The 19,679-nt window shown below is 56.6% G+C and carries 15 protein-coding genes, 1 tRNA gene and 1 pseudogene; 3 read left to right on the forward strand and 14 right to left on the reverse strand.

Features of this window, described 5'->3' with window-relative positions:
* Nucleotides 1-6 precede the first annotated feature (6 nt).
* The 6 genes and pseudogenes from PAT9B_RS00230 to xylF all read right to left on the reverse strand — a co-directional run bounded on the left by PAT9B_RS00230 (nucleotide 7) and on the right by xylF (nucleotide 6,505).
* Nucleotides 7-1,213 (reverse strand): annotated as a pseudogene (locus tag PAT9B_RS00230) (tyrosine-type recombinase/integrase).
* A 150-nt stretch (nucleotides 1,214-1,363) separates the two neighbouring features.
* Nucleotides 1,364-1,458, reverse strand: a tRNA-Sec gene (locus tag PAT9B_RS00235).
* Between the two features lie 61 nt (nucleotides 1,459-1,519).
* Nucleotides 1,520-2,698, reverse strand: a complete 1,179-nt coding sequence (xylR, locus tag PAT9B_RS00240; protein ID WP_013507245.1) for a D-xylose utilization transcriptional activator XylR — start codon at nucleotides 2,696-2,698, stop codon at nucleotides 1,520-1,522.
* A gap of 93 nt (nucleotides 2,699-2,791) precedes the next feature.
* Nucleotides 2,792-3,973 (reverse strand): xylose ABC transporter permease XylH, encoded by a 1,182-nt coding sequence (gene xylH / locus PAT9B_RS00245; protein ID WP_013507246.1) that lies wholly within the window; start codon nucleotides 3,971-3,973, stop codon nucleotides 2,792-2,794.
* On the reverse strand, nucleotides 3,966-5,492 hold the full coding sequence (locus tag PAT9B_RS00250) for a xylose ABC transporter ATP-binding protein (protein ID WP_041525713.1): 1,527 nt from the start codon (nucleotides 5,490-5,492) through the stop codon (nucleotides 3,966-3,968). The genes xylH and PAT9B_RS00250 overlap by 8 nt, the downstream gene beginning before the upstream one ends.
* A gap of 20 nt (nucleotides 5,493-5,512) precedes the next feature.
* The gene (xylF, locus tag PAT9B_RS00255; RefSeq protein ID WP_013507248.1) at nucleotides 5,513-6,505 is read right to left on the reverse strand and encodes a D-xylose ABC transporter substrate-binding protein; all 993 of its coding nucleotides are present in this window, start codon (nucleotides 6,503-6,505) and stop codon (nucleotides 5,513-5,515) included.
* Nucleotides 6,506-6,871: 366 nt separating this feature from the next.
* Between xylF and xylA the strand changes: the two genes are divergently transcribed.
* The 3 genes from xylA (at nucleotide 6,872) to PAT9B_RS00270 (ending at nucleotide 10,785) form a co-directional block, all read left to right on the forward strand.
* On the forward strand, nucleotides 6,872-8,194 hold the full coding sequence (gene xylA, locus PAT9B_RS00260; RefSeq protein ID WP_013507249.1) for a xylose isomerase: 1,323 nt from the start codon (nucleotides 6,872-6,874) through the stop codon (nucleotides 8,192-8,194).
* 17 nt (nucleotides 8,195-8,211) lie between these two features.
* On the forward strand, nucleotides 8,212-9,654 hold the full coding sequence (xylB, locus tag PAT9B_RS00265; RefSeq protein WP_013507250.1) for a xylulokinase: 1,443 nt from the start codon (nucleotides 8,212-8,214) through the stop codon (nucleotides 9,652-9,654).
* A 198-nt stretch (nucleotides 9,655-9,852) separates the two neighbouring features.
* Nucleotides 9,853-10,785 carry a GlxA family transcriptional regulator gene (locus PAT9B_RS00270; protein ID WP_013507251.1) on the forward strand — a complete coding sequence of 311 codons (933 nt, stop codon included), beginning with the start codon at nucleotides 9,853-9,855 and terminating at the stop codon, nucleotides 10,783-10,785.
* Here the strand turns inward: PAT9B_RS00270 and PAT9B_RS00275 are convergent.
* The 8 genes from PAT9B_RS00275 to PAT9B_RS00310 form a co-directional block, all read right to left on the reverse strand.
* A complete protein-coding gene (locus PAT9B_RS00275) occupies nucleotides 10,770-11,765 on the reverse strand; it encodes an acyltransferase (RefSeq protein WP_013507252.1) in 996 nt (331 codons plus the stop codon). The genes PAT9B_RS00270 and PAT9B_RS00275 overlap by 16 nt on opposite strands.
* A 110-nt stretch (nucleotides 11,766-11,875) precedes the next feature.
* Nucleotides 11,876-12,991, reverse strand: a complete 1,116-nt coding sequence (locus PAT9B_RS00280; protein ID WP_013507253.1) for a mandelate racemase/muconate lactonizing enzyme family protein — start codon at nucleotides 12,989-12,991, stop codon at nucleotides 11,876-11,878.
* 36 nt (nucleotides 12,992-13,027) lie between these two features.
* Complete coding sequence (locus PAT9B_RS00285; RefSeq protein WP_013507254.1) at nucleotides 13,028-13,783, reverse strand: GntR family transcriptional regulator; 756 nt, start codon at nucleotides 13,781-13,783, stop codon at nucleotides 13,028-13,030.
* A gap of 14 nt (nucleotides 13,784-13,797) precedes the next feature.
* On the reverse strand, nucleotides 13,798-15,174 hold the full coding sequence (locus tag PAT9B_RS00290) for a dihydroorotase family protein (RefSeq protein WP_013507255.1): 1,377 nt from the start codon (nucleotides 15,172-15,174) through the stop codon (nucleotides 13,798-13,800).
* On the reverse strand, nucleotides 15,171-16,097 hold the full coding sequence (locus tag PAT9B_RS00295) for an ABC transporter substrate-binding protein (RefSeq protein WP_013507256.1): 927 nt from the start codon (nucleotides 16,095-16,097) through the stop codon (nucleotides 15,171-15,173). Before PAT9B_RS00295 ends, PAT9B_RS00290 begins: the two co-directional genes overlap by 4 nt.
* Nucleotides 16,097-17,149: an alpha-hydroxy acid oxidase gene (locus PAT9B_RS00300; RefSeq protein WP_013507257.1), complete on the reverse strand. Its 1,053-nt coding sequence runs from the start codon at nucleotides 17,147-17,149 to the stop codon at nucleotides 16,097-16,099. Before PAT9B_RS00300 ends, PAT9B_RS00295 begins: the two co-directional genes overlap by 1 nt.
* The gene (locus PAT9B_RS00305; RefSeq protein WP_041525879.1) at nucleotides 17,136-18,662 is read right to left on the reverse strand and encodes an amino acid ABC transporter permease/ATP-binding protein; all 1,527 of its coding nucleotides are present in this window, start codon (nucleotides 18,660-18,662) and stop codon (nucleotides 17,136-17,138) included. Before PAT9B_RS00305 ends, PAT9B_RS00300 begins: the two co-directional genes overlap by 14 nt.
* A gap of 33 nt (nucleotides 18,663-18,695) precedes the next feature.
* Nucleotides 18,696-19,589 (reverse strand): transporter substrate-binding domain-containing protein, encoded by an 894-nt coding sequence (locus PAT9B_RS00310; protein WP_013507259.1) that lies wholly within the window; start codon nucleotides 19,587-19,589, stop codon nucleotides 18,696-18,698.
* Between the last annotated feature and the right edge of the window lie 90 nt (nucleotides 19,590-19,679).

The raw sequence follows: 19,679 nt of genomic DNA on the forward strand, positions 1-19,679 counted from the left end.
ACTTAATTAAGAAGCTGTTTTTGTTGGAAAAATATAATTTTGTGGCATGTGGAATATATGGTCGGCATACCACTGCATCATCTCTCGCCACCCCTCCAGATACTGCGCATGATTATATGTCCCACGTATCGCGTTCTTATCCACATGCGCAAGCTGCGTTTCAATCCACGCTGAGTTAAAGCCTTCTTCATGCAGAATGGTACTCATAGTGTGGCGGAAACCGTGCCCTGTCAGTCTTCCTTTATATCCCAACAACTCAATCACCTGATTAACACTTTCTTTAGAAATCGGCTTCGTGCGACCATTGCGTCCGACGAATACCAGCGGATATAGCCCAGTAATATACTTCAGTGACTCAAAGAGTGCGACAACCTGATCCGACATCGGAACGATATGTGGCCGTTTCATCTTCATCACTTCGGCTGGGATCTCCCAGAGCTGCTTTTCAAAATTGATATCCTCCCAACGGGCAAAACGTAACTCCTGAGTTCGTACTCCAGTAAGCATGATGATTTGAATCGCGGTCTTGGTTATAACGCTACCGGTATATCCGGCAAGATCTTTCAGAAAGTGAGGGAGTTCTTCGGCTGTCAGGAAAGGAAAATGCGTTTTCTTTTGTGTTGCGAGGGCTATAGCGAGATCGGGAGCAGGGTTGTATTCAGCACGTCCGGTCACGATTGCGTGACGGAAAACCTCCCCGCAGCGCTGTCTTACTTTACGCATCTTTTCTAAAGCACCACGTTTTTCCATCCGGCGAAGGGTTTCCAGCAATTCCATGGGCTTAATTTCAGCTATGGGACGCTTACCGATGTAGGGGAAAATATCCTTTTCAAAGGTATCAATAATTTCATCGCGATAACGTAATGACCAACGATCCGCTCATATCTGGTGCCATTCATGGGCAATAGCTTCGAAGGTATTTTCATAGTTTAGTTTTTGAGCAATTTTCTCTGCTTTCTTTAACTCTCCTGGATCACACCCCCGCAGACAGAACCTTCTTAGCCGTATCACGCTTTTCACGGGCTTGAGCGAGAGAAATTTCAGGATAAACGCCGAAAGTAAGGCGCTTTTCTTTACCCGCATAACGATACTTTAAACGCCAGTAGCGTGAGCCGTTGGTGGTTACTTCAAGGTAGAGGCCTCCACCATCAGAAAGCTTGTACGGCTTCTCTTTGGGCTTGGCTGTGACGATTTGTCTGACTGTTAGCTTCATTGGGGGCATATCAAAGTGGGGCTATAAATCATGCCCCCAGAATGCACTTGATTCTGGTGGAGACAGTTGACCTCAGGAGAACATAATCAGCAGTAATTTCGAATATTATAGGTTATTTACTTGAGACAGTGGAGTTCAGGAGAGGCAATTTGGCGGAAGATCACAGGAGTCGAACCTGCCCGGGACCGCTGGCGGCCCCAATCGGATTTGAAATCCGACCGCCTCACCGGAGACGACGATCTTCCTTTACCGCAGCCGCAGAATTATAGCGGCAAACGGTGTGAAGTTGTTGATCTTGCCCGTGCGTCACAGCACGTTTTCGCCGTAATGTTGCCGGTACTCCTTCGGGGTGGTGGCGTAACTCTTCTTAAACACCGAATAGAAATACTGCAACGAAGGGTAGCCGCACATCTGGGAAATCTCATTGATACTTAACGAAGAACTGGCCAGCAGCTCGCGCGCTTTCTCCAGTTTCTCGCGATGGATCATGGCATGGATGGTATCGCCCGTTTCATCGCGAAAGCGTTTTTCCAGATTGGAGCGTGAGATACCGATGGCGTCCAGCACCTGTTCAACCTTGATGCCTTTGCAGGCGTTAAAGCGGATGTAGTGCATGGCCTGAATCACGGCCGGATCGCGCAGCGAGCGGAAATCTGTGGAGCGGCGGGCGATCACTTTAACCGGCGGCACCAGAATACGTTGTAGCGGCAGGGATTGTTTATCCAGCAGCCGATGCAACAGTTTGGCAGCCTGATAGCCCATCTGACGCGTTCCCTGGGCCACTGATGAGAGCGCCACGCGTGACAGATAGCGCGTCAGTTCTTCGTTGTCGATGCCGATGACCGTGAGTTTCTCCGGCACCGGAATCTTCAGATATTCGCAGGCCTGCAACAGATGGCGGGCGCGTGCATCGGTAACGGCGATGATGCCGGTTTGCTGTGGCAGCGTTTGCAGCCAGTCGGCCAGCCGGTTTTGCGCGTGCTGCCAGTTTTCCGGTGCGGTTTCCATGCCCTGATAAACCACCCCCTGATACCGTTCGCGTGCCACCAACTGGCGAAAAGCATGTTCCCGCTCCTGCGCCCAACGTTTACCGCTGGAAGCCGGCAGGCCATAGAAGGCGAAGCGATTTATCCCTTTCTCTTTGAGATGCAAAAAGGCGCTCTCAACCAGTGCGGCGTTATCGGTGGCGATGTAATGCACCGGTGGGTAGTCCTGTTGCTGATGGTAAGAGCCGCCCACACCAACAATCGGCACCTGCACATTTGCCAGCAGTTTTTCAATCGAGCTGTCGTCGTAATCGGCGATTACGCCATCACCCAGCCATTCGCGAATATTGTCGATGCGACAGCGGAAATCCTCTTCAATGAAGATATCCCAGTCCGTTTGCGACGCCTGTAAATATTCGCCAACGCCTTCGACCACCTGGCGGTCATACACCTTATTGGCGTTGAAAAGTAACGTAATGCGAAATCGTTTCTCATGCATAGTGGCGCGCTCCCTTAAACCCCCAGCGCATTGCATAGCACGGCTGGCTGAGGAGCAGAAAGAATTTGCGCCACATTGTGATCGCCCACGCGATTACACCCGACGCCGGGTGGCGGTATCCATCCACACTGCCAGCAACAGAATCGCCCCTTTGACGATGTACTGCCAGAAGGTGGGCACATCCATCATGCTCATGCCGTTATCCAGCGACGCCATAATAAACGCGCCCATCACCGCGCCAGCGACGGAACCGACACCGCCCGCCAGGCTGGTACCACCGATGACACAAGCGGCAATGGCATCCAGTTCAGCAATGTTGCCCGCCGAAGGCGAACCCGCGCCAAGGCGTGAACTGAGGATCAAACCCGCAATCGCGACCATCACACCATTGATGGCGAACACTGCCAGCTTGGTGCGTGCCACGTTAATGCCGGAGAGCCGCGCCGCATCCAGGTTGCCGCCAATCGCATAGATACGGCGACCAAAGGCGGTACGCGTTGCCATAAACATCCCACCCAGCAACAGCAGCGCCAGTAACAATACCGGCGTTGGCACGCCACGATAATCGTTCAACAGCCAGATGGCCCCCAACACCAGAACTGCGGTGATGGCCTGACGCGCCACCGCGCCACCCGCAGCGGGTTGAGACAAGCCAAGTTGCTGGCGGCGCAGGCGCAACCGCCATTGCCAGAGGATAAACAGCGCCAGACCGACGAAGCCGAAACCAAAGCCCACCCCGCCAGGCAGATAGCTTTGACCAATTTGCGACATCGCCGGGCTGGTCGGTGCGACGGTGGTGCCATCAGTGATTCCGACCAGAATGCCGCGGAAGGCCAGCATGCCCGCCAGCGTGACAATAAACGAAGGAACCTTGCGATAGGCCACCCACCAGCCGTTCCAGGTGCCAAGCAGCAAGCCCAGCACCAGCGTCACCGCAATGGTTAAGGGCAACGGCCAGCCGAGCCACACATCGAAAATGGCCGCCGCACCGCCGAGCAGGCCCATCATTGAACCGACCGAGAGATCAATCTCCGCTGATATAATGACAAATACCATGCCGACCGCGAGGATGCCGGTGATCGCGGTCTGGCGTAGCAGGTTGGAAACGTTGCGTGGGCTGAGCCAGGCGCCGTCGGTGGTCCAGGTAAAGAACAGGGCAATCAGTACAATTGCCCCCAACATCACCAACACCTGCAAATTCGGCAGCGGGAATTTACCCGCCGCACCTTTACCCGGTGTTGTCAGGCCGCGTTGCGTACTTTCGGTCTTAAGCATAATGTTCACTCCGCAGGGCGGCTTCCATCACCTGCTCCTGAGTCAGGTTATCGTTAATCAGATCGGCTTTGATTTGTCCTTCATGCATCACCAAAACCCGATCGCTCAGGCCCAGTACCTCGGGCAGCTCGGACGAAATGACAATCACGGCAATCCCTTGCTGCACCAGCGCATTGATCAACAGATAGATCTCCTGGCGTGCGCCAACATCGATGCCGCGTGTGGGCTCATCGAGAATCAGAATTTGAGGATTAAGCAGCAGGCATTTGGCGAGAATGGCCTTCTGTTGATTACCCCCGCTCAGGCGACCAATGGGTAATTCTGACGAGGACGTTTTGACCCGTAGCCGGGCAATGGCGTCGTTAATGGCGTGCTGCTCGCGTGCCTCATCCAGCGTGGAGAGACGCTGACTGAACTGATCCAGCGCCGCCAGAGTGATGTTTTTGCCTACCGCCATCAGCGGCACGATGCCATCCTTTTTGCGATCTTCCGGCACCATTGCGATGCCATGCGCAATAGCGTCCCGGCAGTCGCGAATCTGAATTTTGTTACCGTTGAGGGTAATGTCGCCCTGCCAGCGCCCGGGCCAGACACCAAACAGACATTGAACGGTTTCGGTGCGACCCGCGCCGACCAGCCCCGCAATGCCAAGAATTTCACCGCGCTTCAGGTGGAAAGAGACGTTGTTCACACGGCGAACATGGCGATTGACAGGGTGCCAGGCGGTGAGGTTATCCACCTGCAATATCGTCTCGCCGATTTCATGCGGGGTGTGCGGGTAGAGCGCGGTCAGCTCGCGGCCAACCATCATGGTGATGATGTCATCCTCGCTCAGTCCGGCCGCCGCCCGCGTGGCGATGTGCTGGCCGTCGCGGATCACGCAGATGGTGTCAGAAATCGCTTTCACCTCGTTGAGTTTGTGCGAGATGTAGATACAGGCGATGCCGTGTTCGCGCAGGTTTTTGATAATGCTGAGTAGCACCTCAGTTTCCTGCTCGGTCAGCGACGAGGTGGGTTCGTCCAGAATCAGCAGGCGCACTTGTTTATTCAGTGCGCGCGCGATTTCCACCAGTTGTTGCTGGCCCAACCCCAGATCGCCCACGCGCGTGTCTGGCGACACATTGAGTTTGACCCGCTCCAGCAACTGCTGGCAGCGCAATGTCATGGTTTCATCATCCACCATGCCAAAACGCCCCAGCTCGGCACCGAGAAAAATGTTCTCCATCACCGTCAACTGCCGCACCAGCGCCAGTTCCTGATGGATAATCACAATCCCTTTGCGTTCGGTATCGCGGATGGTCTGCGCCTGAATCTCGTCACCGGCAAAATGGATGCTGCCGTCGAAGTCACCATGCGGGTATAACCCGCACAGGATCTTCATCAGTGTCGATTTTCCCGAACCGTTTTCGCCGCACAGCGACATCACTTCGCCCGCATCCAACCGCAGGCTAACGTCATCAACTGCTTTCACCGCACCGAAACGCTTGGTGATATGGTTCATTTCCAGCAACATCGACATCTCTCCTTCGCGGGTGGCGCTTAGAGTTCGCTCTGCTTGTGGAAGCCGTCTTTTACGACGGTGCTTTCGATATTGTTTTTGTTCACCTGAATCGGTGTCAGCAGGCGTGACGGCACATCTTTCAGGCCATTATTCAGTTTGCCGTTGCTGGCGGGAGTCTGGCCGTCACCGAGGTCCACGGCGATTTTCGCTGCTTCGGTCGCCAGTTGCGTGATCGGTTTGTACACCGTCATGGTTTGCGTACCATTCTCGATGCGTTTGATTGCGGCGAGGTCGGCATCCTGACCGGAGATGGCCACCTTGCCCGCCAGTCCCTGCGCGCTCAGCGCCTGAATCGCACCACCCGCAGTGGCATCATTAGAAGCCACCACCGCATCAATATGGTTGCTGTTCGCGGTTAAGGCGTTTTCCATAATTTTCAGCGCATTTTCCGGTAACCAGGCATCAACCCACTGATCACCCACAATTTTGATGCTGCCGTTATCAATGTAAGGTTTTAAGACTTTCATTTGACCGGCGCGGAACAGGCGGGCGTTATTATCTACCGGCGAGCCACCCATCAGGAAATAATTCCCTTTTGGTACCTGTTGCACAATACTTTCGGCCTGAAGTTCGCCGACTTTCTCATTATCAAAAGAGATATAAAAATCAATGTCAGCGTTATTAATCATGCGGTCATAAGCCAGCACTTTAATGCCTTCACGCTTCGCTTCTGCTACCACGTTACTTAATACCTGGCCGTTATACGGGATGATCACCAATACATCGACGCCGCGGTTAATCATATTTTCAATTTGCGACATCTGGGTTTCTTCGTTGCCATTAGCGGATTGTACAAACACCTGAGCACCCTGAGATTCCGCTTGTTTAACAAAGATATCGCGGTCTTTCTGCCAGCGCTCCAGACGTAAATCATCCATCGACAAACCGATTTTTACTTCTTTTGCCACGCCAGCGTGGCTGATCAGTGCCAGTGCCGCGCAGACGGCTAACAGCGTTTTCTTCATGTTCATGGTGTTCATCCTGTAGGTGGAGGCTATTGTCGTGGTTGTTGGTCTAAGGCTATGAACAAGGCGGTTGAATTGTTGACCTGAGTTTCCGGCAACATCAATTACTGATTTTTATCCGGCCATTACGTTTTTTGGTTTATTTGTGATTTTTTGAGCGCGATCGATATTTGGCGGTTTTCGGAAAAGTGAATTGCAGTGGGATTGCGAGTGCGGATGGAATGTAATAATGACATCGTTTTGCGAGCTGACGCACAAATAATAATTATCTTAAGTTAAGTGTGAAATATCGTAATTGAGAAGCGGCAGAACGCATTACCACAATAATGGCTCACAGCTGACCATTCGGGTCCTCATGCTAAGGAGCAAAACATGCACGCCTATTTCGACCAGCTTGATCGCGTTCGCTATGAAGGGACCAACACCCACAATCCTCTGGCGTTCCGTCACTACAATCCTGATGAAGTGATCCTCGGCAAAACCATGGCCGAGCATCTGCGTTTTGCCGCCTGCTACTGGCATACCTTCTGCTGGAACGGTGCGGATATGTTTGGTGTCGGCGCTTTTGATCGCCCCTGGCAGAAGAATGGTGATGCGCTTGAGCTGGCGAAACAGAAGGCAGATGTGGCTTTTGAGTTTTTTCATAAGCTGAATGTGCCTTACTACTGCTTCCATGATGTTGATGTTTCACCGGAAGGTGACTCGCTGAAAACCTATCGCGACAACTTTGCGGTGATGACCGATAAACTGCTGGAAAAACAGCAGGAAACCGGGGTGAAGCTGTTGTGGGGTACTGCCAACTGCTTTACCCATCCCCGCTATGGCGCGGGTGCCGCCACCAACCCGGACCCGGAAATTTTTGCCTGGGCCGCCAGTCAGGTGTGCAGCGCCATGCAGGCCACGCAAACCCTTGGTGGCGAAAACTATGTGTTATGGGGTGGCCGTGAAGGCTATGAAACCCTGCTGAATACCGATCTGCGCCAGGAACGTGAGCAAATTGGCCGCTTTATGCAGATGGTGGTAGAGCATAAACACAAAATTGGCTTCCAGGGCATGTTGCTGATTGAGCCAAAACCGCAGGAACCGACCAAACATCAATATGATTATGATGTGGCAACGGTATATGGCTTCCTGAAGCAGTTTGGCCTGGAGAAAGAGATTAAAGTCAACGTGGAAGCCAACCATGCCACGCTGGCTGGTCACTCGTTCCACCATGAAATTGCCACCGCCATCGCGCTGGGAATTTTTGGTTCGGTGGATGCCAACCGGGGAGATATCCAGTGTGGCTGGGATACCGACCAGTTCCCGAACAGCGTTGAAGAAAACGCGCTGGTCATGTACGAGATTATCAAAGCGGGCGGATTCACCACCGGCGGCTTAAACTTTGATGCCAAAGTGCGGCGTCAAAGCACCGACAAATACGATCTTTTTTACGGTCACATTGGCGCGATGGATACGATGGCGCTGGCATTGAAAGTGGCAGCACGGATGGTGGCCGATGGCGAGCTGGATAAGCGTGTGGCGCAGCGCTACAGCGGCTGGAACGGTGAATTTGGGCAGCAAATCCTGAAAGGGGAATTCTCCCTCGCATCGCTGGCACAGCAGGCGCAGCAGCAGCAATTCAATCCACAGCACCGCAGTGGACGCCAGGAGCAGCTGGAAAACCTGGTGAATCACTACCTTTTTGATTTTTAACCTTTCAGGAGAGCAGCATGGTTATCGGGATCGATTTGGGCACCTCAGGCGTTAAGGTCGCGTTGCTGGATGCGCAAGGACGGGTGCTCGCCGTGGAAAGTGCGCCATTGCAGGTGTCGCGGCCGCATCCTTTATGGAGCGAACAAGATCCCGAAAGCTGGTGGCTGGCGACCGATCAGGCCATGCAGGCACTGGCGCAGCGACATGACCTCGGTAATGTGCAGGCGATAGGTCTGAGCGGTCAGATGCATGGTGCGACGTTGCTGGACGCACAGCACCAGGTGCTACGCCCGGCGATTCTGTGGAACGACGGGCGCAGCGGCGAACAGTGCCGCCAACTGGAGCAGCAGGTGCCGGATGCACGCACCATCACCGGTAACCTGATGATGCCCGGTTTCACGGCACCCAAGTTGTTATGGGTACAGCAACACGAGCCGGAAATTTTCGCCCGCGTTGCTCAGGTGTTGCTACCAAAAGATTATCTGCGCTGGCGTTTAAGCGGCGATTTCGCCACGGATATGTCCGATGCGGCCGGGACGATGTGGCTGGATGTGGCGCAGCGCGACTGGAGTGATGCATTGCTGCGCGCCTGTGGCCTGGACCGCAGTCAGATGCCAAAACTGTTCGAGGGCAATCAGATCACCGGTACGCTACAGCCCGATATCGCCCGGCGTTGGGGGATGCAACCCGTGCCGCTGGTGGCCGGTGGCGGTGATAATGCCGCCGGGGCGGTGGGTGTTGGTATGGTCGAGCCGGGCCAGGGCATGTTGTCGTTGGGCACTTCGGGGGTCTATTTCCTGGTCAGCGACGGCTATCTCAGCAATCCACAACGTGCAGTGCACAGCTTTTGTCACGCATTGCCGCAGCGCTGGCATTTGATGTCGGTGATCCTCAGTGCGGCGTCTTGTCTGGATTGGGCGGCCAAACTGACTGGCTGTGAAGATGTACCTCAGCTATTGGCGGAAGCTGAACGGGCGAGCAGCGATGCCTCGCCGGTCTGGTTTTTACCTTATCTTTCGGGTGAGCGCACGCCGCACAACAATCCCCAGGCGCAGGGGGCATTTTTTGGCCTGACCCATCAGCATGGGCGGCCGGAACTGGCGCGTGCGGTGCTGGAGGGGGTGGGATTTGCGCTGGCGGAGGGCATGGATGCGGTGCACGAATGTGGCGTCCAGCCGAAGACGGTGATGCTAATTGGCGGTGGTGCGCGCAGCGCGTACTGGCGGCAGATGCTGGCGGATATCAGTGGGTTGACGCTGGATTATTGTCACGGTGGTGAAGTCGGCCCTGCGCTCGGGGCGGCCCGTCTGGCGCAGTTGGCCGTCGATGCCAACAGCGATCTGCCGACACCGGAATTGGCGCAGCGGCATCAGCCGGATGCGGCCCGCCATCGTGCCTATCAACCGCAGCGTGAGGTGTTCGCCCGGTTGTATCAGCAATTGCAGCCGTTGATGTCCTGATACGTCAGCAGGATGGCCGGAATTGGCATGGGCCCGGCAGTAAAGTCAGCTAAGATAGGCTCTGGCGTCGCGTTCGTCTTTCCATAGCGGCGCGATTTATCGCGCGCGTTTTACCGACAGCGTGTTCGGAAATGCGCGATAAATCGCGCCGCTACGGGTTTAATGCGGGACGTAAACGGAACCAACCGGAGTATACCCATGCCGCAACCCATCTTCTTCCTGACGTTACCCGGCGTCATGGTGCTCGACCTCACCGGCCCGGCCGAAACCTTCCAGTTGGCTGGCGGCCACTTCTCGCTACATTACATTGGCCCGGAAGCCCGTGTGATCGGCTCCACGCATATGACCATTGGCGATATCGCGCCACTGCCCGAACGGCTACCGGCTAACAGCCTGCTGGTGGTGCCCGGCGTGCATGATTCACGTACCTGCTATGACACCCCGGCGGCGACGCTCGCCCGTGCGTGGTTGCGTCAGCAACAGGCGGATATTCGGTCACAGCGCATTACGCTGGTCTGCGTCTGTTCGGGGTCGTTGCTGGCAGCGCAGGCGGGATTGCTGGATGGTGTGCAGTGCACCACTCATCACGATGTGTTGCCGCGTTTGCAGGCGGCGGCTCCGGCGGCGCAGGTCAAAGAGAACCGGGTGTTTGTGGAGGATAACGGCATCTGGACCAGCGCCGGGATCACCGCCGGTATCGACCTCGCGCTGCACCTGATTAACCGCCTGTGTGGCGCGCGCCAGGCACTGGCAGTGGCGCGCGAGATGGTGGTGTGGTTCCGTCGTTCCGGCGATGATCCGCAGCTCTCGCCGTGGCTGCGTTACCGTAATCACCTGCACCCGGCGATTCACCGCGCGCAGGATGTGATGATTGCGCACCCTGAATATGACTGGTCGTTGCCTGCTCTGGCGGAGCGTGCTCACGTCAGCGAGCGACATCTGACGCGTCTGTTCCGCCAGCATCTCGGCATCAGTGTGCGCGAATATCACGAGCAACTGCGGCTGGTGATTGCGCGCCAGCGTCAGCAGCAGGGCGAAGCGGCGGAAAAAGCCGCGCTGGCCGCAGGTTTCTCCTCCGCACGCCAGTTGCGCCGCGCGAAGCAGCGTTGGGATGATCAACTCACCAGATGATGTTTATCCACCCGTTTTAGCAGCATCGCCAGGCCTAAGCTGCCGAGCAGCGTCACACCAAACACCCATGGCAAGTCGATCCACGGATTTGCCATGTCATCGTAATGGTTGGTACGCAGGAAATGGATAAACAGCGCATGAAAGCCGTAAATGGGCAGGGAATAACGTGAAATGGTTGCTAACATCGGTAACGTGCGGTGATTGAGCGCGTGTTTGCTCAGTATCAGTAAGCTGATGGCAGCAATAAACACCAGCGGTCCACAGTAGAGATACCAGGTATCATTGAATGCGCCGTTGATCAGCAGCATCTGTTTGGTGCCAAGTGCAATACCCGCCACACAGGCGATAAACGCCAGCGCGGCCAGCCATGCTATGCCTGGTTTTTCCGTGTCCATGCCGCCAATCGCCCGCCCCAACAGCGCGTATAACAGGTAATAAATACTGTCGCCGCTGACGTACAAATTGACCGGCAACCAGTGAAACGGGCCGACCGACTGACTGATGGTATTGGGATTGGCAAGCACCGCCAGTACCACCACCAGCAGCACGACATAGCGTGGTGGCACCTGTTTCACCTGAATTAACGGTGACAGCAGGTAAATACCGATAATCGCAAAGAAAAACCACAGGTGATAAAACACCGGTTTCTGCAACAATTTCAGCAGTGACTGCCCTTCGCTGATCGGCGTCAGCCAGGTGATATACGCCAGCGCCACCGCGCTGTAGAACAGCAAACACAGCACGATACGCAGCAGATGCCGCCCCTGTGCGCTGCGTTCGCCGAAGAACAGATAGCCTGAAATCATAAAGAACAGCGGCACGCAGACACGCGATGCGGAATTGAGCACATTGGCCACGTCCCAACTGATGCCGGTCACCGCCAGCGGTCCGGTGATGTACCAGGTGGTGGTATGAATGACGATCACCATCAGGCAGGCGATGGCACGTAAGTTGTCGATCCAGTAAATTTTTTGCGACATAGCTTCCCCGTGCGCAGGACGTCCTGGTGGAGAAGGGTAGTCAGCGAGAGGCGCGCCAACAACCTTTGGGCCTGAAATTCAGAGCCATCTGGCTGTTGGCGCGTAGGTGGTTAATCACGCACGAGGAATTTTTCGATCACCGCTTCGTTCGGTTCTACTCCCAGGCCGGGCTCGGAAGGCAGCCAGGCGTAGCCATCAGCGATGCGTACCGGATTCTTCGCCAGCGAGCGGCTGATTTCACCCGGCTCGACGCAATATTCCATCACCAGCGCATTCTCAATGGCGCAGAGGAAATGCAGCGAGGCGGCGGTGTTGATATCGGTGGTGAAGTTGTGATTACACACCTTGCGACCGCGACTGTGTGCATAGCTGGCAATTTCCATCGCTTGGGTGAAACCGGTGCGCGTCAGGTCAATCTGCACAATATCGATACCGCCTTCGTCGATCAGGCGCTGGAAGCCCACTACCGAGCACTCCTGTTCACCGGCGGCGATATGTTGCTGGCAGGCTGCCGAGACCTGGCCATAGCCCGCGTAGTTATCCGGGTGCAGGGGTTCTTCAATCCAGAACAGGTTCAGATGTTCATAACGCTGGCTGCGCCGGATGGTGGTTTTGGCATCCCACACATGACCGACGTCCAGCATCAGATCCACGCTGTCGCCCATCTCGCGGCGCAGCGCTTCCAGATAACGTAAATCCAGCGCTTCATCGGTGCCGAATGGCTCCCAGCCAAATTTCACCCCGGTATGACCGGTATCGATAGCGTGCTTCGCGCGCGCGACAGTGTCGGTCACGCTGAACTGGAACATATTGGAGGAGTAGACGCGCATTTTGTCGCGCAGCGCCCCGCCCAGTAGCTCGACAATCGGTTTGCCCAGCGCTTTGCCTTTTATATCCCACAGCGCGATATCAATCCCCGCCATCGCCTGCAACACCGCACCACTGCGGCCATAGTAGATGGTGGCGCGGTGCATTTTTTTCCACAGCCGCCCGGTTTCCAGCGGGTTTTCACCGATCAGCAGCGATTTCAGGCCGGTGACCATGGTGTGGGAATAGGGGGCTTCGATGATGGCTTTGGTGACATAAGGGCTGCCATCCACTTCACCCCAACCGGTAATCCCGGCATCGGTGGTGATTTTAATCAACAACGCATCCTGTGAACTGTCGGTGCGCTGTTCAATGACCGGGAGGCGCAGGTAAAACGCCTCGACGTTGGTGATCTTCATCGAGGTTATCCTGGTGTAAAAGCAAGAAAAAAGGCGTCAACCGGCGCTGGAGCGTTGCTGTCGGCGCTGCGAAATAATGGTTTCGTAGTCCACATCCAGAGCCTGAATGCGGATATGGTTTTCAATCTCGTCGGTCATTTTGACGATGTCGCCTTCCGCGAAAACGTTAATCAGCCGCTGATGTTCTTCGATAATGTCACTCATCGATTTGCCCATGGTGGACAGGCCGAAAATCACCGTTAGCTGGCGTGCAATCGACTCCCACAAATTGCTCAACACCGGGTTGTGGGCAAAGCTGCATAGCGTGCGATGAAAATCGGTATCCGCTGAGGCAAAGCCATACACATCCTCGCGCTGCATCATCATCTGCATGGCGGCAACGCCCTGGTACAACTGGGTGAGCTGCGTGGCGCTGTTGCGTCCGGCTTCAATCGCGCGGCGGCAGGCCAGCGTCTCCAGTGGGATACGCACATCAATAATCTGTTCCAGCCGCTGATGGGAGATCTCCATCAGGCGAATGCCTTTATAAGGTTCGCTGGTAACGATGCCCTGACTTTCGAGAATGCGCAGCGCCTCACGGATCGGCACGCGGCTCATACCGAGTTTCGCGACCAGATCTGGCTCGGCAATACGATCTCCGGGCAGAATCAGGCCGCGTGAGGCGGCGCTCAGAATGGCATCTACTGCATGATCGACCAGGGTTCGCGGGCGCGCCGCGTTCCAGCTGTTTTCGGTCTGTTCTTCCAGCGCCAGTGGGGCGCTGTTTTTACTACGGGTCGACTTTCCTGCCATGGTAATCATCCTGTTTATGCCTGACGGGTCACGAACTGACCAAAGCCAGGTTCAACCTGTATCCGGGAATCCTGGTAAACGGTGACGCCTCGAATAAGCGTGCGCACCACTTTACCCTGACAGCGCATGCCTTCAAATGCGCTCCATTTGCCCAGCCCCTGGAAATTTTCACCCGTCACCGTCCAACTCTGGCTGGCATCGTAAAACACCAGGTCGGCATCAAAGCCCGGCGCGATGGCCCCTTTTTTGCCCCACAGACGGAAGGCTTTGGCCGGACCACTGGCGGTCATACGGGCAAATTCTGTCAGCGACAGACCCCGATCGATATGCGCGGTGCTGAAGAACATCGGGCTGAGGGTTTCCACCCCGGTCAGGCCCATACCGGCGTCCCAGATGCTGAATTCACCGGCCAGCTTTTGTTCTGGCGTGTAGGGACAATGGTCGGAAGCGATCATGTCGATATCGCCACGCAGCAGCACCTGCCACAGCGCATCGACCACCGGACGTGGACGGATCGGCGGGCCGCAGCGGGCATTCGGGCCAATACGTACCAGGTCTTCCTCATCCAGAATCAGGTAGTGCGGGCAGGTTTCGAAGCTGGCGCGCACGGTCTCTTTCGCGGCGATGATGGTTTCGGCGGCGCGTGCTGAGCTGACATGGACGATATGGCAACGTGCGCCGGTCTCGGCGGCTATCGCCAGCACACGTCCCACCGCTTCAATCTCGGCAATTTCTGGCCCGGCCAGCGCGTGAGCGCGGATATCTTTTCGCCCGGCCCGGCGTAGTTCGCTACCTGCGCCAATCAGAATGTCGTGGTTTTCAGCATGCACGCCGATCAAACCATCGAAGGTCGCCAGTTCGCGCATGGCGCGCAGCAGGCCATCATCATCAAGGCGCGGTAAGCCTTTGGCATCAGTGGCGTCACCATTCGGTGCGCCACTACACAGGAAGGCTTTGAATGCCACGGCACCGGCCTGATCCAGTGCTGCCAGTTCGTGAACGTTGCGGCCATCCAGCCCGGCCCACATGGCGTAATCCACTGAGCAGTTCTCAGCCAGCCAACTGCGTTTGGCAGTAAAGCTGGCGAGCGACGTGGCGGGTGGTAACGAATGGGGCATTTCGACGATAGTGGTCACGCCATGCGCCGCCGCGCCGCGTGTGCCTTCGCGCAGTTCCTGCTCAGGGAAATCGTGCGAGCCGGTAAAGTGGGTATGCACGTCAATCGCCCCCGGCAGCACGATCAAGCCGCTGGCATCAATCAGGTTATCCACCGTGCCGTCGTAAGCGCCAGGCGTCAGAATGCCACTGATTTTTCCCGCTTCGATTAACAGGTCTGCCGGTGCGGCACCACTTTCCGTTACCACCAGCCCGTTGATAATTAACTGTTTCATGATTCGGCTCCCGCTTGGGTTACCAGCGCGTCATAAGGCACGGGCTGAGAAGGATCGAGCCAGCCAATGGCCGCAAGCAACTGGCTGAAGTGGTCAAATTCGCCACGTGGGATGCGGCTGTCCGGCGCAAACACCTGAGCCTGCTGATAGGCCGCCAGCCCGGCGACCAGCGCATCGAAGCGATAATCGGGATACCAGGGCTTCACCCGTTCAGCGAGGCGAGTGGCATCATGCTGCGCGATCCACGCCAGCGCCTGTTGTGTCGCCACGCTAAAGGCGGCAAAGGCCGCGGCTTTTTCGCGCAACACATCGGCACGGGCGATATAGGCGCTCCACGGCACCCTGCCGCACAGGCTCGCCAGACTGGTGACGCTGGCTAACTGCCCGGCGCTGATAGCCGGGGCCAACGCGTGCATGGCATGCAACGCGTAATCCACCTCACCCGCAGCCACCGCCGCAAAGTCATGTTCGGTATTGCCGCTGCTGGGCAGGATGCAGACATCTTCCTGCAGGCCATGTTGGGCCAGCAGCCAGCGGAAGGTCAGGCTGGCGGTGCCAACGTTACCCACATCCAGCACCCGTTTGCCGCGCAGATCGCGCAGTTGAAAATCAGGCTGTGGTTGGGCTGCCGCCAGAAACCAGGGGTTAGCGGCGACCGAGGCGCAAAAGCACTGCAATTCCGCACCGTGTTGCTGGTAATGCTTCATCACCACCATCGGGCCACCGAGGGTTAAATCGGCCTCGCGGTTAAGCACCGCAGGCACCTGACCGCCCTGAATGGTATGTCCGCCGGATTCGCTGGTGGTAAAGGAGACGTTCAGCCGTTGCGCGGCGTACAGGCCGAGGCTTTCTGCCAGATAGTGGGCACAGTAATAAATACGTGATTCGCTGGCATCGCCCTGATTGAAAATTAAGTGATGCATCAGCCGCGCGCCTCCATGACAAAGCTGCCATTGAGCGCGGCCATGTCGCTGACACCACACCAGTGGCTGATGGCGCTGATGGCGTTGATCCAGCCGGAAAGCAGGTCAAACACCGCTGCCTCTCCCCCGGTAACCAGCGCGGTGATGACCGGACGCACGCTCAGTGATAAGGCTGCACCGAGGCAGCGTGCCACCACGGCATCGCTGCCGCTACGAATGCCGCCATCCAAGAGTAGCGGCAGACGGGTGACCGCCTGCAAATCGGCCAATTGGTCGACCGGTGTCACCCAGCGCGCGCTCTGGCGCAGGCCGATGTTGGAGGCGATCAGGCCACTCACGCCATGCGCTGCTGCCGGGGCGGCATCATCATGATGCAGCACGCCTTTTAGTAACAGCGGCAGACCGTGATCGGCGCAGTGCGTTGCGACTTCATCAATTTGCTGCCAACGCCACACCGGAAACGCAGGCAGCGCCTCCACCCCGGGTTGTGTGCCGCCGATGGTATGCCAGCCGCGTTGTTTCAGCGCGTCGCCCACCGAGAACCCGCCCGGTTGCAGGCCCGCAACCGGATGGACCGGCGCTAATACTGTCAGCACGATCGCTTTAAACTGGCTTGCTGCTGCCTGGTCGATTAACGCTTTAATGCGTGCCACCTCACCCGCCGCGCGCAGTTGCAGCCAGCAGCGGTCATATGTCGCGCCAATCTGCGCCAGCGGTGTCACGGTCTCTTCGGAGATCACCAGTGGCAGTTGCAGGCGTTTGCAGGCGCGGGCAATCGGCAGCAAACCCTCGTCATGGAAAATACGGTCTCCGGCGAAGGCACCAACGCCGATAGGAGCCGCCCAGGTTTGGTTCAACAGGGTGGTGTGCGTGTCGATGGTCTCATTGCCCTGTAACACGCGCGGCAACAGGCGATAACGGCGCAACGCCAGATGGTTGGCATCATTTTCGTCGCCCAAGGCATCAGCTGGCAGCCCCTGCATATAGCGAAACAGCGGTTCACCGAGGCGCTCGCGCGCCGCGCGTTCAAACGGTAACTCAGGCGTTAGCATGCTGCGCCTCCGTGGCGTTTTCGTGTTCAAGGAAAGTGGCAAAGGCTGGTGTGGTCGGGTTTTTCAGGATCGCTGGTGGTCCTTCTTCAATCAGCGCCCCGTTTTGCAGAAACACCACGCGATCAGCGACGCCAGCGGCAAAAGCAATATCGTGGGTACTGATGATCATGGTGATACCGGTTTGCGCCAGGCTGCGCATGGTCTGGTTCACCTCGCGGACCAGTTCAGGATCGAGGGCCGAAGTGGGTTCATCAAACAGCAGAATTTGTGGTTCGGCGGCGAGCGCGCGGGCAATGCCGACACGCTGCTTCTGTCCACCCGACAATTCATGCGGCAGCGAGGCGGCGAAATCGCCAAGACCGACCATCTTCAGCGCACGCATCGCTTTGGCACGAGCCACTTCTGGCTGCGCACCCTGTACGCGCAGCAAAATGCTCATCACATTTTCCAGCGCGGTCAGGTGATCAAATAACGCGAAGTGTTGAAACACGATACCGATACCTGATTTGGCGCGGTTAACGGGCAGGTGACGCTGTGCCAGCGGCTTGCCGTTGGCATCGGTGCCCATAAAATGCCCTTCGGTCTGAATGGTGCCCTTCAGGCGCGGCGTCAGCGCCAGAATCGATTTCAGCAGCGTACTTTTACCGGAACCGGAACGGCCGAGCAGCACCACCACTTCGCCACGTCGCACGGTGAGCGACAGATTGTTGAGGACGGTTTTACCGGCGTATTCAACGCACAAATTATCGATTTCCAGTACCGGCGCGGCGGTCTGCGTGTCCCAGCGGCGTTTCGGCAGGTGCATCGGGGTGATGTCGGCTTCCTGCGGCAGTAATGCCAGCCGGGCACGAGCGCGACGGGCGCGTTCGTCGAGGTTATAGAATTTCTCCATCCACCACTGCCCCCCGGCCAGCAACGTGGAAAGGATCAGATAGATGCCGCCGGAGGCCACCAGCACCGGGATAAACAGGAAGTTTTGCGACACAATCGCCTGGCCGCGCATCGTCAGTTCATTGACACCGACCACCGAGGCCAGCGAGGTGGATTTCAGCAGGCCCACGGTTTCGTTGCCCATGGTTGGCAGGATGGCGCGCAACGCTTGCGGGATCACCACATGGATCATCTCTTTGGTGCGCGAGTAGCCAAACGCCTGCGCCGCCATGCTTTGGTCGCGATCGGTCGCCATAATGCCGCCACGAATGATTTCGGCGCAGAAGGCGGTCTCGTTAATCATCAAGGCCAGCAGTGCACTGGTGAACGGACTGAAGCGCAGGCCAAATTCCGGCAGCACGTTGTACAGCAGAATCAATTGCAGCAGCACCGGGGTGCCGCGCAGGGTATAGATATAAATCTTCACCGGTAAGCGGATAAACAGATACTTAGAGGTGCTGGCCAGCGCCAGAAAAAAACCAATCAGAATGCCGCCCGCTAACGCGCCGACCAGCAGTTCAACTGCGATCACGGCGCCCTGCCAGAGATAAGGCAGGGTTAAATATTTTAAGAAATCATCCACCACATTATCTCCGGCAGGCTTTCAGGAACGTAATTAACCGCGAGCAACTACCGGACGTTCAGCGCTGCCGCCCTGGCCCCAGTAATCGAGCAGTTTTTTCTGTGCGCCACTTTCCTGAATCACCTTCATGGCATCCAGCACCGCGCTGCGCAGCGTGGCGTTGTCTTTGGCAATCGGAAAACCGACCATAATCGGCAGGTCCACGGTGAAGGCGCTGTCCAGCGTGCCGTCAGCCTTGGCGATAGCGCGGGCTGAACCGGCTTCGGTCAGGTAGACATCGGCACGACCACTTTTCACTGCCTGGATGCTGTTGTCGGTGTTCTGCACCATCAGCATGCTGACTTCCGGCTTACCGGCGGCGCTGCATTTGGCGCTCTGCTCTGGCACCAGTTTGTTGGCTTCGTAAGTGCCGGCGGCAGCGGCAACGGTTTTGCCACACAGGTCATCAACGCTGTTGATTTTCTTCGGGTTGCCTTTGGCGACCACGGAACCATCCTGCACCTGGACCGACGCGACGAAGGCGATCTGCTTCAGGCGCTCATCGGTGACATACAGCATCGGGCCGATATCGGCACGACCGCTGGCGATGGAGGTCAGCAGTACGTTGAACGAACCGTTCTGGTAACTGTGCTTCGCTCCGAGGCAACTGCTGATACGTTCGAACAGTGAAGGATCAAGACCTTCAATGATGCTGGGATCGTTCTCTGACGGCGCTTCAAACCCTTTGGTGTAGCCACCGAGGCCAACCACCAGATCTTTGCCTTTCAGCGACGGATATTTGGTTTGCAGCGTTTTGCACTGCGCCATGGCGGCGAAGTCGCTGGCGGTGGGTGTGATCGGATCGGTGGCCGCATGGGCGCTGGACAGGCCAGCCAGCATGGTGCCGGAGAGGCCAGATAACAACAAAGCGAGGCGTGCAAATTTCATAATAAGGTTCCCCTGGTGCATGGTGAATGGTTAAGCGATGACCTTCTGATTTATGAACTTTTTGGTGCTTTTTGTTGATCGCCATAAATG

The organism is Pantoea sp. At-9b, assembly GCF_000175935.2.
In the GTDB taxonomy this organism is placed as follows: domain Bacteria; phylum Pseudomonadota; class Gammaproteobacteria; order Enterobacterales; family Enterobacteriaceae; genus Pantoea.

What these genes read in the sequence shown, in the direction of transcription:
- PAT9B_RS00250 (WP_041525713.1), bottom strand. Translation starts at nt 5,492, where the DNA reads ATGTCGATGTTGCTGGAAATGAACCATATCACCAAGCGTTTCGGTGCG.
- xylR (WP_013507245.1), bottom strand. Translation starts at nt 2,698, where the DNA reads ATGCATGAGAAACGATTTCGCATTACGTTACTTTTCAACGCCAATAAG.
- PAT9B_RS00275 (WP_013507252.1), bottom strand. Translation starts at nt 11,765, where the DNA reads ATGTCGCAAAAAATTTACTGGATCGACAACTTACGTGCCATCGCCTGC.
- xylA (WP_013507249.1), top strand. Translation starts at nt 6,872, where the DNA reads ATGCACGCCTATTTCGACCAGCTTGATCGCGTTCGCTATGAAGGGACC.
- PAT9B_RS00285 (WP_013507254.1), bottom strand. Translation starts at nt 13,783, where the DNA reads ATGGCAGGAAAGTCGACCCGTAGTAAAAACAGCGCCCCACTGGCGCTG.
- xylF (WP_013507248.1), bottom strand. Translation starts at nt 6,505, where the DNA reads ATGAACATGAAGAAAACGCTGTTAGCCGTCTGCGCGGCACTGGCACTG.
- PAT9B_RS00295 (WP_013507256.1), bottom strand. Translation starts at nt 16,097, where the DNA reads ATGCATCACTTAATTTTCAATCAGGGCGATGCCAGCGAATCACGTATT.
- xylB (WP_013507250.1), top strand. Translation starts at nt 8,212, where the DNA reads ATGGTTATCGGGATCGATTTGGGCACCTCAGGCGTTAAGGTCGCGTTG.
- xylH (WP_013507246.1), bottom strand. Translation starts at nt 3,973, where the DNA reads ATGCTTAAGACCGAAAGTACGCAACGCGGCCTGACAACACCGGGTAAA.
- PAT9B_RS00280 (WP_013507253.1), bottom strand. Translation starts at nt 12,991, where the DNA reads ATGAAGATCACCAACGTCGAGGCGTTTTACCTGCGCCTCCCGGTCATT.
- PAT9B_RS00300 (WP_013507257.1), bottom strand. Translation starts at nt 17,149, where the DNA reads ATGCTAACGCCTGAGTTACCGTTTGAACGCGCGGCGCGCGAGCGCCTC.
- PAT9B_RS00310 (WP_013507259.1), bottom strand. Translation starts at nt 19,589, where the DNA reads ATGAAATTTGCACGCCTCGCTTTGTTGTTATCTGGCCTCTCCGGCACC.
- PAT9B_RS00270 (WP_013507251.1), top strand. Translation starts at nt 9,853, where the DNA reads ATGCCGCAACCCATCTTCTTCCTGACGTTACCCGGCGTCATGGTGCTC.
- PAT9B_RS00290 (WP_013507255.1), bottom strand. Translation starts at nt 15,174, where the DNA reads ATGAAACAGTTAATTATCAACGGGCTGGTGGTAACGGAAAGTGGTGCC.